Source organism: Amycolatopsis sp. WAC 04197, assembly GCF_003947475.1.
GTDB lineage: Bacteria > Actinomycetota > Actinomycetes > Mycobacteriales > Pseudonocardiaceae > Amycolatopsis > Amycolatopsis japonica.
Genome location: NZ_QHJK01000003.1, coordinates 679899 through 694869, shown reverse-complemented (window position 1 = coordinate 694869; position 14971 = coordinate 679899). Strand labels below are relative to the sequence as shown.

15 protein-coding genes are annotated in these 14971 nt (G+C 70.2%); 4 read left to right on the top strand and 11 right to left on the bottom strand.

Annotation, left to right across the window (positions count from 1 at the left end):
* Positions 1–16: 16 nt before the first annotated feature.
* Complete coding sequence (locus tag DMC64_RS16210; protein WP_125734184.1) at positions 17–1612, top strand: alkaline phosphatase; 1596 nt, start codon at positions 17–19, stop codon at positions 1610–1612.
* On the opposite strand, the gene DMC64_RS16205 is transcribed toward DMC64_RS16210, so the two are convergent.
* The 7 genes from DMC64_RS16205 to DMC64_RS16175 all read right to left on the bottom strand — a co-directional run bounded on the left by DMC64_RS16205 (position 1600) and on the right by DMC64_RS16175 (position 9144).
* Positions 1600–2031 (bottom strand): thioesterase family protein, encoded by a 432-nt coding sequence (locus DMC64_RS16205; protein ID WP_125734183.1) that lies wholly within the window; start codon positions 2029–2031, stop codon positions 1600–1602. The two genes, DMC64_RS16210 and DMC64_RS16205, sit on opposite strands and share 13 nt — an antisense overlap.
* A 20-nt stretch (positions 2032–2051) precedes the next feature.
* Entirely contained in the window at positions 2052–3269 is a 1218-nt protein-coding gene (locus DMC64_RS16200) for a lipase (RefSeq protein ID WP_233629675.1), read from the bottom strand.
* A gap of 66 nt (positions 3270–3335) precedes the next feature.
* Positions 3336–4619: a lipase gene (locus DMC64_RS16195; protein WP_125734181.1), complete on the bottom strand. Its 1284-nt coding sequence runs from the start codon at positions 4617–4619 to the stop codon at positions 3336–3338.
* A 145-nt stretch (positions 4620–4764) separates the two neighbouring features.
* Positions 4765–5706: a TAXI family TRAP transporter solute-binding subunit gene (locus DMC64_RS16190; RefSeq protein WP_125734180.1), complete on the bottom strand. Its 942-nt coding sequence runs from the start codon at positions 5704–5706 to the stop codon at positions 4765–4767.
* Positions 5703–7106, bottom strand: a complete 1404-nt coding sequence (locus DMC64_RS16185) for a HAMP domain-containing sensor histidine kinase (RefSeq protein ID WP_037337408.1) — start codon at positions 7104–7106, stop codon at positions 5703–5705. The genes DMC64_RS16190 and DMC64_RS16185 overlap by 4 nt, the downstream gene beginning before the upstream one ends.
* A 3-nt stretch (positions 7107–7109) precedes the next feature.
* Positions 7110–7778: a response regulator transcription factor gene (locus tag DMC64_RS16180; protein ID WP_125734179.1), complete on the bottom strand. Its 669-nt coding sequence runs from the start codon at positions 7776–7778 to the stop codon at positions 7110–7112.
* 10 nt (positions 7779–7788) lie between these two features.
* A complete protein-coding gene (locus tag DMC64_RS16175) occupies positions 7789–9144 on the bottom strand; it encodes an MFS transporter (RefSeq protein ID WP_125734178.1) in 1356 nt (451 codons plus the stop codon).
* 191 nt (positions 9145–9335) lie between these two features.
* Here DMC64_RS16175 and fabG point away from each other — a divergent pair, with 191 nt between their 5' ends.
* Positions 9336–10040 (top strand): beta-ketoacyl-ACP reductase, encoded by a 705-nt coding sequence (gene fabG, locus DMC64_RS16170; protein ID WP_016334125.1) that lies wholly within the window; start codon positions 9336–9338, stop codon positions 10038–10040.
* A gap of 50 nt (positions 10041–10090) precedes the next feature.
* The gene (gene fabI / locus DMC64_RS16165; RefSeq protein WP_016334126.1) at positions 10091–10858 is read left to right on the top strand and encodes an enoyl-ACP reductase FabI; all 768 of its coding nucleotides are present in this window, start codon (positions 10091–10093) and stop codon (positions 10856–10858) included.
* 64 nt (positions 10859–10922) lie between these two features.
* On the opposite strand, the gene DMC64_RS16160 is transcribed toward fabI, so the two are convergent.
* The 3 genes from DMC64_RS16160 to DMC64_RS16150 all read right to left on the bottom strand — a co-directional run bounded on the left by DMC64_RS16160 (position 10923) and on the right by DMC64_RS16150 (position 13172).
* Positions 10923–11327, bottom strand: a complete 405-nt coding sequence (locus DMC64_RS16160) for a nuclear transport factor 2 family protein (RefSeq protein ID WP_073842842.1) — start codon at positions 11325–11327, stop codon at positions 10923–10925.
* An 8-nt stretch (positions 11328–11335) separates the two neighbouring features.
* The gene (locus DMC64_RS16155) at positions 11336–12517 is read right to left on the bottom strand and encodes a Cmx/CmrA family chloramphenicol efflux MFS transporter (RefSeq protein WP_125734177.1); all 1182 of its coding nucleotides are present in this window, start codon (positions 12515–12517) and stop codon (positions 11336–11338) included.
* Positions 12518–12587: 70 nt separating this feature from the next.
* Positions 12588–13172 (bottom strand): TetR/AcrR family transcriptional regulator, encoded by a 585-nt coding sequence (locus DMC64_RS16150; RefSeq protein WP_125734176.1) that lies wholly within the window; start codon positions 13170–13172, stop codon positions 12588–12590.
* Positions 13173–13257: 85 nt separating this feature from the next.
* Here DMC64_RS16150 and DMC64_RS16145 point away from each other — a divergent pair, with 85 nt between their 5' ends.
* Complete coding sequence (locus tag DMC64_RS16145; protein WP_125734175.1) at positions 13258–14304, top strand: ferrochelatase; 1047 nt, start codon at positions 13258–13260, stop codon at positions 14302–14304.
* 82 nt (positions 14305–14386) lie between these two features.
* Here the strand turns inward: DMC64_RS16145 and DMC64_RS16140 are convergent, their stop codons facing one another.
* Complete coding sequence (locus tag DMC64_RS16140; RefSeq protein WP_125734174.1) at positions 14387–14950, bottom strand: TetR/AcrR family transcriptional regulator; 564 nt, start codon at positions 14948–14950, stop codon at positions 14387–14389.
* Positions 14951–14971: the final 21 nt, after the last annotated feature.

The window sequence follows — 14971 nt, the reverse complement described above, 5'->3', positions numbered from 1 at the left end:
CCACAGGAGGGCTTACATGCCTTCGCTCCCTCACCCCCTGTCGCGGCGTCGCTTCCTCGGTTATGGCTCCGCCGGCGCTGCCGCCGTCCTGCTGGGGACCGGTGCCTGGAACGCCGCCGGCGCGATGCCGCTCGCTCGCGGTGCCGGCGACCCGTTCACCCTCGGTGTCGCTTCGGGCGACCCGTTGCCTGGCGGCGTCGTGCTCTGGACCAGGCTCGCGCCGAAGCCCTATGAGGCCGACGGGTTCGGCGGTATGCCGCGCACGCCGGTCCGCGTCGAGTACGAGGTGTCGCTCGACGAGCGTTTCCGCGCCGTCGTCCGCCGCGGCTCCGTGGTCGCCACGCCCGAACTCGGTCACTCCGTGCACCCCGAGGTCCACGGTCTCGCGCCGGATCACGAGTACTTCTACCGCTTCCGCACGGGCGGCGTGATCTCGCCGGTCGGGCGCACCCGGACGGCGCCGGTCGCCTGGTCGTCGCCGCGTGAGCTGAACTTCGCGTTCGCGTCGTGCCAGAACTGGGAGGCAGGGCACTTCACCGCGTACGACCACATGGCGGCCGAGGACCTCGACCTGGTCGTGCACCTGGGCGACTACCTCTACGAAAGCGGTGTCACGGGGGTCGGCCGCGGGACGCCGGTGGGATCGCAGTTCAAGGGCGAGACCTTCGACCTGGCCCGCTACCGGCTCCAGTACGCGCTCTACAAGTCCGAAGCGCCGTTGATGGCCGCGCACGCCGCCTTCCCGTGGATCCACGTCAACGACGACCACGAGGTCGAGAACAACTGGGCCGGCGACATCTCGCAGATCGACAAGGAACCGGACCAGGACCGCGCGGTGTTCCGGCAGCGGCGGGCCGAGGCGTTCCAGGCGATGTACGAGCACCTGCCGTACCGCATCGCCCAGCTGCCGAAGGGGCCGGACGCGCGGCTTCACCGGCGGCTCAGCTACGGCACGCTGGCCGATTTCACCATGCTCGACACCCGCCAGTACCGCGACGACCAGCCGTGCGGCGACGGCCAGTCGGCGAACTGCACCGAGCGGTTCGACGAGAACCGCACCCTGCTCGGTTCGGAGCAGCGGCAGTGGCTGCTCGACGGGTTCTCGCGGTCCCGCGCGCGGTGGCAGATCCTCGGCAACCAGGCGCCGATGGGCCAGACCGACACCGACGCGGGCGAGGCGACGAACGTCTACCTCGACCCGTGGGACGGCTATGTCGCCGACCGCGACCGCGTGCTGGCCGCGGCGCAGGACCGCGGGGTGCGGAACCTGGTGGTCATCACCGGCGACAGGCACCAGAACTACGCCTGGGACCTCAAGCGCGACTTCAACGACCCCGGCTCACCCACCGTGGCGAGCGAGTTCGTCGGGACGTCGATCACCAGCGGCGGCAACGGCGCGGACATGACGCCCGGTGGTGAGACTCTGCTGAAGGCCAACCCGCACATGAAGTTCTTCAACAGCCAGCGGGGCTACGTCCGGGTGAACGTCAACCGGCAGCGCTGGCGGAGCGACTTCCGGGTGGTTCCGTTCGTCAACACCCCCGGAGCGCCGATCAGCACGCGGGCCAGTTACGTCGTCGAAGACCGGCGGCCCGGCGTTCAGTCCGCCTGAGCGGGCACGAAGGCGGCGTACGCCTCGCGTACCGCCGCGGGCGGCGCCGCCTTCGTGAGCGTCGACGGGTCGACGAAGACGTAGCGGGTCTTGACTTCCGCGCACAGCCGGCCGTCGCGAGTGATCTCGAAGTCGATGATCAGCGACGTCGTGCCGAGGTGGTTCAGGTACACGGCGACGACCAGTTCGTCGTCGTAACGGCAAGGCGCGCGGTAGCGGAGATTCGATTCGGCGACGACGACGTCGACACCGGCGGCCAGCGCCTCCTGGTGGGAGCCGAAGAGGGCCTTCTCCGCCTCGAACATCGCCATGTCCACGTAGGCGAGGTAGTGCGCGTTGAACACGATGCCCTGCCCGTCGCATTCGTGGTAGCGCACGCGCAGCGGCATCTCGACGATCGGTTTCCGTGGCACTGTCACGGTTCCAACCTACGTGAAGATCAGTCGGTGAACCGGACCTCGGGGCGGTGCGGCGACTCGTGCTCGAACAGGCGCCGGTCGCGTCCACGAAGGTGCAGATCGAAGAACGCGCCGACGTAGTCCCGTTGCGCTGCCACGGATCGACGCGGATCGATGGTGCCGACGAGCTCCCGCGTCCTGGCCGGCTCGATCAGCGAAGACAGCTGAGGCACCACGGCCTGCAGGTCGCTGTAGCCCAGGTGAGCACTCCCTCGGAGCAACAGGTCACGCTTCCAGCCTCGATGGTTCGTCCAGAACTCGGCCCAGCTGCGATCGTAGGGATCCGTGTGGGAGTGCCGGTCGACGTCGCCGGTGACCGGGTCGGTGAGTTCCGAGCCCATCAGCAGGAACGGCCGGTCCAGCCCGTGCTTCACCGCCTCGCCGGGAACGTACGGAGTGCCTTCCGGGAAGCCGAACGCGCTGGCGAGCACCCCGTCGAGGTTGATCCCGGCGGAGACGCGATCGTCCCGGTACATCGTCTCGGCCGCGGTGAAACCGCCGTAGGAGTGCCCGAACATCCCGACGCGGGACATGTCGAGCGAACGGCCGAGTCCCTGGGGAAGCACGTGACGCTCGGTGTCGCGGGCCAGGAGGGGCAGCCGGTCGAGGACGAATCGGCTGTCCGCCACTCGCGCGTCGACGGCCGTCTTCATGGTCCCGGGATTCACTTCCCGCGTCGGGGCCTGCTCGATCCTGCCGCCGGGGAACTCGACGGCCGAGGCTTCGTAGGTGTGCGAAAGCGAGACGACGGCATATCCGCGACTCGCGAGATCGTCCGTGAGGGCGGAGGCGAACTCCTTCGGCATGGAGAAGCCCGGTGAGAACACGACGACCGGGTACGGACCGTCCTCCGCGTTCGCCGGGGCCCCGGTACGGGCGTGCCGCCGCGCGGAGGTCCAGTCCACTGCTCCCGGCGGGATGCCGAGGCCGGCAAGGCCGTCGGGCCGGTCGCCCAGCGCGGCGGCCATACCGTCGGTGAGCCAGCGCGCCCGCGGGCCGTCGTGGCGATCCGCGGGGTAGGTCACGGTGGCCATGAGTTCTCTCGGGCGATCCGGTTTCCAAGGATCGGGCCGGGAGGTGTCGACCAGATGGAGTTCGGTGGTGCCGATCGTCAGGCCACCGGCAGGCGCGGGGATGGTGAGCTCGACGGGGGCCGCCGAGAGCGAGCCGGCCGAGCCCGAGGTGTGCCCCGATGACACTGAAAGAGCCCTTTCGCTCCGGGAAGACGACCGGACGGCCGCCTTCCCGGAGCGTGGCACAGCTCCCTAGTCGATGAAATCGATATTCGGATGACGCGGCGACTCGCCGTCGAGCAGGTGCCGGTCCCGGCCCTTCAGATGCAGATCGAAGAACGCGCCGATGTAGTCCCGCTGCGCGGCCACGGAACGGCGGGGATCGATGGTGCCGATGACCGCCTCCCGCTTCTCCGGCGTCACGCGCGAACCGAGCTGTGGCACGACGACCTGCAGATCGCTGTAGGCCATGTGCGTGCTGCCGCCGCGCAAGTACAGATCACGCTTCCAGCCCCGCTGGTTGGCCCAGAAATCCGCCCAGCTGCGGTCGAATTCGGGGTGCCGGTGCGTGTGTTCGAGCGGTTTGCCGGTCTCGTCGGTGCCCTCGGCGCCCATCAGCATGAACGGCCGGTCGAGGCCGCGTTTGGTGACCTCTCCGGGCACGTAGACGCTGCCCGGCGGGTAGCCGATCGCGCTCGCCATCGCGCCGTCGAGGTTGATCCCGGCATCGACACGCCGGTCGTGGACCATTGTCTCGCCCGCGGTGAACCCGCCATAGGAATGGCCGTAGGCGCCGACCCGCGACAGGTCGAGCGACCAGCCGAGCCCGCGGGGGAGCGGCCGGTTCTCCGCGTCCGGGTTCTGCCCGCGGGTGATCTTCGCCAGCTGGTCGAGGACGAACCGGCTGTCGGCGACGCGGGCGTCGAGCGCCTTCTTCATGAACTCGGGACCTTCGCCCGAGACGGCCGTTTCGAGCCTTCCGCCAGGGAACTCGACCGCGGCGCTCTCGTAGGTGTGCGAAAGCGAGACGACCACGTAACCACGGCTGGCCAGGTCGTCGACGATCGCCGTGTACGTCTCACGAGGGCCGCCGAAGCCCGGGGAGAAGAGCGTGACGGGCTTCGGCGCGCCATGCGCGACGGGCACGCCGAGTTCGGCCCGCCGCTTCGCCGAGGCCCAGTCGATGGAGCCCGCCGGCAGACCGAGGTAGTCCTCGCTCGCCAGCACCTGGTCGAGGACGGAGCCCACCCCGGGCGCGAGCCACGGCGCTCGCGGGCCGTCGGCGAACCGGTCCGCCGGATAGGTGACGGTGACCATGAGCTCCCGTCGCCGCTCCGGTTTCCATGGATCGGGGCGGGACGGGTCGACGAGGTGGAGGTCGGTGGTGCCGACGTCGTAGGGGCCGATGAGGGCCGGTGCGGTGAGCTTGGCCTGGTCGGCCGCGACGGCGGGGGCCGCCGTGGCGAGCCCGCCCGCGAGCGCGAGGCCCGCGATCAGCGCCGAACCCCGCACCACCCTGGTGTGTCTCGATGACACTGTCCTATGTCGGCCATGTTGCGACGACCGCATGAATCCGCCCACTGCTGGAGTCCTTTCGGATCGGAGCGGCCTGGTGGCCGCCTGTTTCCGACCCTGGCAGCGCCCGGGTGCGACGCGCATCCCTCTTGAGATGGAGCCGTGATCACCCGTGCAGGGCACGGTAGGCCGAAGCGGCTCCGGGATGCAGCGGGACCTTTCCCGTGCCGATCAGCGTCCGGACGTCGAGGAACTGCGTTCCCACCGCGGCCGCGGGGACGAGGTCGGCGGCGTGCCCGGCCAGTACGCGCGCCACCGCGGCCGCGACGTCGTCGGGCAGTGACGGAGCGGCCAGCAGCAGGTTCGCGACGCCGATCGTCCGCAGCTCGCCGACACCCTGGTAGGCCTGCGCCGGGACGTGGACCTGGTCGTACACGGGGCCGTAGCCGGCACGCAGGGCGGGAAGGTGACCGTCGAGCGGGAGGAGCGTGATCGGGGTGGTGCGGTTCAGTTCGGTGAGCGCGGGGGTCGGGATCCCGCCGGACCAGAGCAGCGCGTCGACCTCGTGCGCGGCCAGCGCGTTGATCGCTTCGCCCAGGAGCAGGTTCCTCGCCTTCACGGGCACCCCGGCACGGGCGAACAGGCGCGAGCTGAACACCGCGACGCCGGATCCGCTCGCGCCCATCGCCACCGGCCGCCCGGACAGGTCGGCGAGCGACCGCACACCGCCGTCCACCCGGACGACGAGCTGGTGGTAATTCTCGTAGACGCGGCCGATGGCCGAGAAAGCGATCGGGACGGAGAACGGCTCCGCGCCGAGGAAAGCGGACTCGGCGACGTCTCCGAGGACGAGCCCGAGATCTGCCCTGCCGTCCCGTAGCCGACGCAGGTTCTCGACACTTGCCTCGGTGGCGACGGCGCTCGCCCGCAGCCGTGGTTCCGCCCGGTTCAGCTGCTGGGCCAGGAGTTCCGCGAAGGCCAGATAGAACCCGCCGTTCTCGCCTGCCGCGATGACGACCTCTCGCTCCGGGCCCCGGTAGCCCGCGGTCGAACAGCCCGCGAGTGGCGCGAGCCCGGCGAGGAGTGCGGTGCGCCTGGTGACGGTCATGGCTTTTCCCCTGCCGCTAGAGGGAGTTCGACGCGGACTTCGAGGCCGTGCGGTTCCGCCTCGCGCAGTTCGAGTTTCCCGCCCCTGGCGAGCACGTGCTGGCTCGCGATCGCGAGGCCGAGACCCGTACCGCGCGGGGCGCCGTCGCCACCGGCACGCCAGAAGCGTTCGGTCGCGCGTTCTCTGTCCTCTTCGGACAGTCCAGGACCGTTGTCGGACACGAAGAGCGTCGCCGTCGTGTCGCCGGTTTCGTAGCCGGTGGTGATCGTGGCGCCGCGTCCCGCGTAGTGCACCGCGTTGTCCAGCAGGACATCCAGCACTTGGGCCAGTTCGCTTTCCTCGCACCGCACGGGCACCGGCTCGTCGTGGCCTTCCGACGCCGCGAGGCCCACTCCCGCGTCTTCGGCCGAGGGGCGCCACGCGTCGACCCGTTCCGCCAGGACGGCGGGGAGATCGCAGGGTTCGTCACCGGATTCGCCCGCGGCGAGCCGGGTCGCGGCGCTTTCGGCGAGCGCCAGTGCGAGCAGCCCGTCCAGCAGGGATTCCAGGCGCTCGACCTCCGCGACGGTCGCCCGGTAGGCCCGCTGGCCGTCGCCGTCGACCTGCGCGGCGAGCGAATCCACCCGCAACCGCAAGGCGGCCATGGGATTCCGCAGCTGATGCGACGCGTCCGCGACCAGCCGCCGCTGCTGTTCGGCCGACTCGACTACGGCGTCGGACATCCGGTTGAACGACGTCGCGAGCGACCGCAGCTCCCGGGGCCCGGCCCGCTCGGGGACCTGCGCGCGATGTCCTTCGGTCACCGCCTGCACGCCGGTCTCCAGTTCGTGCAGCGGCCGCACCATCCAGCGGGCCAGCAGGACCGCGAGCAGTACGAACACCGCCGCGACCAGCACCGCGCCCGCGACGATCGCGGCCCAGCGGGCGGCGACGTCGGCCGCCGCCGTGGTCACCGACGCGCGGAGCACGACCACACCGGCCACCCGGGTCCCGGTGCCCACCGGACGGGCGAAATGGACCGGATCAGCGGACCACGGGCTGAGCTGCTCCGGTCCCTTCGCGGGCTGGTTGCGCAGCGCCGCCTCGACGAGCGAGCGGACCACCGGTTCCGCGGCGGTCATCCCGCCGGTTTCGACCAGCGGCACGCCGCGCGCGTCGACCACCACGACCGCTTCGCCGTATAACGACGAATACCGCGCGGCGTCGACCGCCAGCGCGGTCGGGTCGGCGGCGTCGACCGCCTGCTGGGCGAGGACGACGAACCGGTCGACGTCGGCGTTGCGGGCGATCACGAGCTGCTGCGTGCGCTGTGCGGCCGTCGACCCGAACAGCGGGATCGCGAACGCGGCGACCACCGTCAGCGCGAGGGCCACGAGGACGACCAGCAGCCGGGTGCGCACCGGTCAGCCCCGGCCGAGCCGGTAGCCGAAACCCCGGATGGTGGTCAGCAGTCCCGGCCGGTCGAGCTTCGCGCGCAGCTGGGTCAGGTGCACGTCGAGCGAACGGGAGACGGCGAGGTACGCGTCGCCCCAGACCTCGTCCATCAGCTGCTGGCGGCTCACCGCGGTGCCCGGCCGGGCGGCGAGTACCGCCAGGACGGCGAACTCCTTGGCGGTGAGCCCGATGTCGTGCCCGTCGACCAGCACTCGCCGCGCGCCGAGGTCGATCTCGACGTCCTCGACACGCACGACACCGTCCTGCGGTGCCGCGGAGACGGAGGCACGACGGACGACCGCGTCCATCCTCGCCAGCAGTTCGGCGAGGCGGACGGGTTTGGTCAGGTAGTCGTCGGCGCCGAGCCGCAGCCCGCGCACCACGGACCGCTCGTCCCCGCTCGCGGTGAGCACGAGAACCGGTACCGGCGACACCTGACGGACCTTCCTGAGCACGTCGAGCCCGTGCATGTCGGGCAGGTTGAGATCCAGCAGGATCACGTCGGCGGCGCGATGCCGGTGCAGCGCGTCGCTGCCGCGGATCGCGTGGGAGACGGTGTGGCCGCGTGACTGCAGCGCTTCGGCGAGCGCGTCGGCGACACCGGCGTCGTCCTCGACGAGCAGCACCCGCACGGCCACACCTTCCCGCCTAGCCTTCGCGGCCGGACACGAGCTCGGACTCGGGCCGCTTCTTCTCCAGCTCCGAGGTCTTCGAGGTTTCCCGCATTGTGCCGTACACGATCAGCGACACCAGGACACAGCCCGCGACGTAGTAGAAGAACACCGATTCGTGGCCCGCGCCCTTCAGCGCCTGCGCGATGAGCTCGGCGGTGCCACCGAAGATCGCCACGGTGAGCGCGTAGGGGAGACCGACGCCGATCGCGCGGATCTTCGTCGGGAACAGCTCGGCCTTCACGATCGCGTTGATCGAGGTGTACCCGGTGACGATCACCAGCCCGGCCAGCATCAGCAGGAAGGCGAGCACCGGCTGCTTCGTCCCGCCCATCAGCGTCATGATCGGGACGGTCAGCAGCGTGCCGGCGATCCCGAAGAACATCAGCAGCGGACGGCGGCCGATGCGGTCGGAGAGCTTGCCCGCGAACGGCTGCAGGATCGCGGCGACGAGGATCGCGCAGAACAGGATCAGCGTGACCGTCCGGCGCGGGATGCCCGCGGTGTTCTCCATGAACTTCTGGCTGTAGGTGGCGAAGGTGTAGAACGACACCGTGCCGCCGAGCGTGAGGCCGACGACGAGCGCGATCTCCTTGGGGTACTTGATCAGCGCGCGCAGGGTGCCCTTGTCGCCCGCGTCCTTGCCGGTGCCGGAGGCCTTGGTCTCCTCGAAACTGGCCGACTCGTCCATCCCGCGGCGCAGGATCATCACCACGACCGCGGCGAGCGCGCCGACGACGAAGGCGATCCGCCAGCCCCACGAGGTCAGCTGCTGCTCGGTCAGCACGGCCTGCAGGAGCAGCTGGAGACCCAGCGCCAGCAGCTGACCGCCGTACAGCGTCACGTACTGGAAGCTGGAGTAGAAGCCGCGTTTGCCCGGAGTGGCCACTTCGGACAGATAGGTCGCGGAGGTCGAATATTCGCCGCCGACCGAGAGTCCTTGGATGAGCCGGGCCACCAGCAGCAGGATCGGCGCGGCGATCCCGATCGTGGCGTAGGTCGGCGTCACGGCGATCATCAGCGACCCCGTCGCCATCAACGTGACGGAAAGCACGAGTGCGCTTCGTCGCCCGAAGCGATCGGCGAACCGGCCCAGCATCCAGCCGCCGAGCGGCCGCATGAGGAAGCCGACCGCGAACACCGCCGCGGTGCCGAGGAAGGCCGCCGTCGTGTCCTTGGTGGGGAAGAAGGACTTCGCGAAGTACGTGGTGAAGGCGGCGTAGGCGTACCAGTCGTACCACTCGACCAGGTTGCCGATCGAGCCGCGCAGCACGTTGCCGACGACTCGACGTTCGCTCACGGGCGGCGACGCTTCGCCGATCCGGGTTGTCATCTTTGACCTCCTGTGTTCCGGCTCACGGTGAACAATCCGTGACCGCCGGGCAAGGTTTCGGCGCGGTTCCTAACATCCGCTTAGGACGGTCGCGGTTACCCGAAGGTAGGGGTGGCGCGGCTCCGGCGTGAACCTGGCGAGCCGATAACCTCAGTGCCGTCAGCGCGACAGGACGAGGCGAGGAGAGCTCTGTGGGACGGTCGGTACTGGTCACCGGCGGCAACCGCGGCATCGGTTTGGCGATCGCGAAGGACCTCGCGGCGCAGGGGCACAAGGTCGCGATCACGCACCGCGGTTCCGGCGCGCCCGAAGGCCTCTTCGGGGTGCAGGCCGACGTCACGGACGCCGAGCAGATCGACGCCGCGTTCAAGCTCGTCGAGGAGCACCAGGGCCCGGTCGAGGTCCTCGTCGCGAACGCCGGGATGACCGACGACACCCTCCTCATGCGCATGAGCGAGGAGCAGTTCACCCGCGTGGTCGACGCCAACCTCACCGGCGCGTACCGGGTCGCCAAGCGCGCTTCCCGCGGCATGCTGCGGGGCAAGTGGGGCCGCTACATCTTCATCTCGTCCGTCGTGGGCCTCACCGGTTCGGCCGGTCAGGTCAACTACGCGGCCAGCAAGGCGGGCCTCGTCGGTCTCGCCCGCTCGCTCGCGCGTGAGCTGGGCTCGCGCAACATCACCTCGAACGTCATCGCGCCGGGCTTCGTCGCCACGGACATGACCGACGAGCTCGGCGAGGACCGCAAGAAGGAGATCCTCGCCCAGGTTCCCTCCGGCCGGTACGCCGAGCCGTCGGAGATCGCCGCCGCCGTCCGCTACCTCGCCTCCGAAGAGGCGGGTTACGTCAACGGTGCGGTGCTGCCGGTCGACGGCGGCCTCGGCATGGGCCACTGACGTCCCCGTTTTCCCGTACCGATCGCAAACCACTCCGGACTGGAGGTCCCGTGCCAGGACTGCTCGAAGGCAAGCGCCTGCTGATCACCGGCGTCATCACCGACGCCTCGCTCGCGTTCCACGCGGCCAAGATCGCGCAGCAGGAGGGCGCGAAGGTCGTGCTCACCGGCTTCGGCAGGCTGTCGCTCGTCGAGCGCATCGCCAAGCGGCTCCCCGAGCCGGCGCCGGTGCTGGAGCTGGACGTCACCAACCAGGAGCACCTCGACTCGCTCGCCGACCGCGTGCGTGAGCACGTCGACGGGCTCGACGGCGTGCTGCACTCGATCGGGTTCGCCCCGCAGTCCTGCCTCGGCGCGCCGTTCCTGGACGCCCCGGGCGAGGACGTGAAGGTGGCCGTCGACGTCTCGGCGTTCTCCTTCAAGGCCCTGGCCGTCGCGACGCTGCCGCTGCTCTCGCGCGGTTCGTCGATCGTCGGCATGGACTTCGACGCGCGCGTCGCGTGGCCCGTCTACAACTGGATGGGCGTGGCGAAGGCGGCGCTGGAGTCGGTGAACCGGTACCTGGCGCGCGACCTCGGGCCGAAGGGGATCCGGGTCAACCTGGTCAGCGCCGGTCCGATGAAGACCATGGCCGCGAAGTCGATCCCGGGCTTCTCCGAGCTGGAGGAGGGCTGGGGCGACCGCGCGCCGCTCGGCTGGGACAGCTCCGACCCGGACCCGACGGCGAAATCCGTCTGCGCCGTCCTGTCGGACTGGCTGCCCGCCACCACCGGCTCGATGATCATGGTCGACGGCGGAGTGCACGCCCTCGGCATCTGAGTTCGCGAGTACATGAGGGCCCCCATCCTTGCGCCTGACGCAAGGATGGGGGCCTTCATGTACCTCAGGGCTGGACGGCGTTCGCGACGTGCCAGGAGTCCTCGAGCATCAGGTACTTGGTGATCCGGCCGTCGTCGTCCACTTCGAACTCGAGGCTGAAGGCCGTCTGGATCACCTTGCCGGTGCTGCGGATCGTCGAGCGCAGGCGGCCGACCGCGACCGCGTGCGGCCCGTCGACGAAGACGCGTTCGACGTCGAACCGGTCCTTGATCAGGCCCTTGTCGAGCAGGTCGTAGAACTCACGGATTTCCGCCCGGTTCCGGCGCGGGCCGATCCACGGGACCAGATCCGTCGCGCCGGGGATGTCCCACGCGACGCTGTCGGCGAAGAGTTCCGTGGCGCCGTCAGTGTCTCCTGTGGACATTCGGCGGAAGAACTCGTCGAGGGTGGCCTTGGTGCGTTCGGACATGATTCTCCTTACTGGGTAACGGGTTCGCGGAGCAGCCGGGTGTCGTCGGTGCGCTGGACACCGGCGGCGAAGGTGAGTGCGACGACGGTGGCGACCCCGAGCCCGACGCTCACCCACGCCACGCTCGGGTAGCCGAGTCCGGCGTCGATCGACTCGCCGCCGAGCCACGGGCCGACGGTGTTGCCGACGTTGAACGCGGCGGTCGTGCTCGCGCCGACGAGCGTGGGCGCGTTGCCCGCCACGGCGAAGGCGCGGACGTTCAGGGCGGGATTGACCCCGAACCCGGCGACGCCGAACAGGAAGACGGCGAAGATCGCGACCGGCGTCGCCGGACCGGAGACCGCGAGCAGCACCAGAGCGAGCAGGGCTACGGCTAGGCCGCCGTAGAGGGTCGCGAAGGGCCTCGCGTCGGCGAGCCTGCCGCCGGCGGTGATCCCGATCAGCGCGCCGAGCCCGAACAGGGAGAGCACGCCCGGCACCCAGCTTTCCGGCAGCCCGGCGACCTCGGTCAGCAGGGGCGCGAGATAGCTGAAGGTCGCGAAGATCATCGCCTGCGCGAGCGCGATCACGCCGAGCGCCAGCCAGAAGCGGCCGCCCCGGTAGAGCCGCAGTTCGGTCGCGACGTCGGTCTTGTCCTCACCGTTCTGGGTCTCCGGGACCAGGGCGAAGACCCCGATCAGCGCGATCACGGTCAGCGCCGTGACCGCCCAGAACGCCGCCCGCCAGCCCGCGTGCTGGCCGAGGAAGGTCCCGGCGGGGACGCCGGCGATGTTCGCGACGGTGAGGCCGCCGACCAGGATGGCCAGCGCGCGGCCGCGGCGCTCGACCGGGACGAGCGCGACCGCGGTGGCCGCCGCGACCGCCCAGAATCCGGCGCACGCGACGGCGCTGACGACGCGCGTCGCGAAGAGCAGGGCGTACCCCGAGCCCAGCGCGCCGACGACGTGCGAGAGCCCGAAGACGACGAGCAGGGCCATCAGGGTGGCGCGCCTCGGCACCCTCAGTGTCGCGATCGCGAGCAGGGGAGCGCCGACGACCATGCCGATCGCGAAGGCCGAGATGAGCAGCCCGGCCTCCGGGATGCCGACGTTCAGATCGGCCGCCATCCCGGGGAGCAGGCCGGTGATCATGAACTCGGAGGTGCCGAGCGCGAACACGCTCAGCCCGAGTACGCAGACCGCCAAAGGCACGGGAAATCCCTCCAGTTTTGTATCGTTCGGTCCAAAATGTGGGCAGCGTTGCGCACAGGGTTCGTTCGATCTACTTCGCGGCGATCGCATCCAGGGCAATGGCCGCGACGGCCTCCATGGCCGCTCGTCCGGCGCCGCGCCGGGACATCAGCCTGAGCCCGGCGACGGTGCTGTGCGCGAACTCGGCGACGGCGCCGGGCTCGCGACCGCCGTCGATCGTCCCGTCCAGCTGCCCTTCCTTGGCGCAGGCCGAAAGAAGGGCGATGTGCCGCCGGGTGTCGGCGTCGATCCGCGCCTTGATCTCGGGATCGCGCTCGCCGAACTCCGCCACCGTGTTGACCACGAGGCAGCCCCGGCCGGGATGCTCGACTTCCTCGTCGATCGTGTACGCGAACAGGGCGCGGAACCGCTCGACGCCGGTCCCGGATTCCTCCAGCAAGGCGGTCCTGGCCGTGATCCCGCGTTCGGCGTAGTGGTCGAGCGCGCGCATGAACAAGGCGTGCTTGCTGGTGAAGGTGTTGTAGATGCTGCTGCGGCCCAAACCGGTGGCTTCGCAGAGGGCCTGCGTCGACGTGCCCTCGTAACCGCGTGCCCAGAACGCGTCCATGGCGCGCCCGACCGCGGCGCGCTCGTCGAATTCCTTCGGCCTGGCCATGGAAGCGGCCGTACCAGGTTTTGGATCGGTCGGTTCAAAACGGGCCGGGTCAGCGTGCGGGGCGCCACAACGGCAAGATGGCGGGGTGGGTTACGACGCGCTGCTTTGGCTTTCGTTCGGTGGTCCCGAGGGACCCGACGAGGTGATGCCGTTCCTGGAGAACGTCACGCGGGGCCGGGGGGTCCCCCGGGAACGGCTGCTCGAGGTCTCCGAGCACTACCAGCACTTCGGCGGGGTGTCGCCGATCAACCGGCTGAACCGGGACGCGATCTCCGCGGTCGAGAAGCGACTCGCGGCGGCCGGGATCGATCTGCCCGTCCACTTCGGCAACCGCAACTGGCGGCCGATGGTCGAGGACACCCTGGCCGAAATCACCGAGGCGGGTGCTCAGCGCGTCCTGGTCTTCCCGACGAGCGCGTACGGCGGCTATTCCGCCTGCCGCCAGTACGACGAGGACATCGAGCGTGCCCGCGCGTCGGTTGGCGACGGTGCGCCGGAACTGGTGAAGCTGCGGCAGTTCTTCGATCACCCGCTGTTCATCGCCGCCTTCGCCGACGCCGTCCGGGCCGCGCACGCGAAGCTGGGGAACCAGCCCGGGACCAGGACGGTGTTCTGCGCGCACTCGGTGCCCGAGTCCGCCGACAAGGCGTCCGGCCCGCCTTCGGAAGGCGGACGGCGTTACTCGCGCCAGATCGCCGAAGCGGCCCGGCTCGTCGCGGCCGAAGCGGGGATCGAGACCTACGACGTCGTCTGGCAGTCGCGCTCCGGCCCGCCGCAGGTGCCGTGGCTGGAGCCGGACATCGTCGACCACATCGACGCGCTGCACGCGGAAGGCGTCACGTCGGTGGTCGTCTGCCCGGTCGGGTTCGTGTCCGACCACCTCGAGGTGATCTGGGACCTCGACAACGAGGCCGCCGAGCGGGCCGCGGAGCACGGTATGGGCTTCGCGCGGGCCGCGACTCCGGACACCGATCCGCGGTTCGCGGAGCTCGTCGTGGAGCTGATCCGGGAGCACATCGACGGGGCGCCGGCGCGGAAGCTGTCGTCGTTCCCGGCGGCCGGGTGCACGATCAACGGGGCGCCTTGTGCGGTCGGGTGCTGTGAGCCCGCGAAGAGGCCTGCGCGCCCGTAAGTGGCTTGAAGTACATGAAGGCCCCCTTCCTTGCGCTAGACGCAGTGAAGGGGGCCTTCACGTACTTGGGAAGGTGTGAAGGTCAGGCGGCGATCCTCGACAGATGCAGATCGATCAGGGCGATCGCTTCATTGCCGGACTGGTAGCCGAGCAGCACCGCATCACCGAGACCGGCGACCAGCGCCAGCAGAAGGGCGGCTTCGGCGGCCGGGTCGACGGACCGGGCGAGATCGCCGTCCGCTTGGGCAGCGGCGATCAGGGCCGCCACCGCGTCGCGAAGCAGTCCGTGGCCCGTCCGGAAGTGACCCGCGATCTCCGGATCCTTGAGCGCGCGCACCAGGAAGGCGTTGGCGACCAGCGCGTCGTCCCGCCCGGCGTCGTCGAGGGGGAGCAAGGCGACGAGCAGGTCGCGGACACGAAATGGGGTGGCGATGCGCTCCTCGATCCCGCCTCGCAGGGTGGTCGCCGCGAAGCGCAGCATGTCGTCCCGTGACGCGAAGTAATGCTGGACGAAGCCTTTCGAGATACCGGCTTCGGCCGCGACTTCGTTCAGGCTGACCCCTTCGAGTCCCCGGTCGGCCGCGATGCGGCGAACGGCCGCGGCGATCTGCCGCCGCCGGTCCTCGTGATCGACTCGCTTGGGCACCCACTCCTCCTTTTGGCAGTC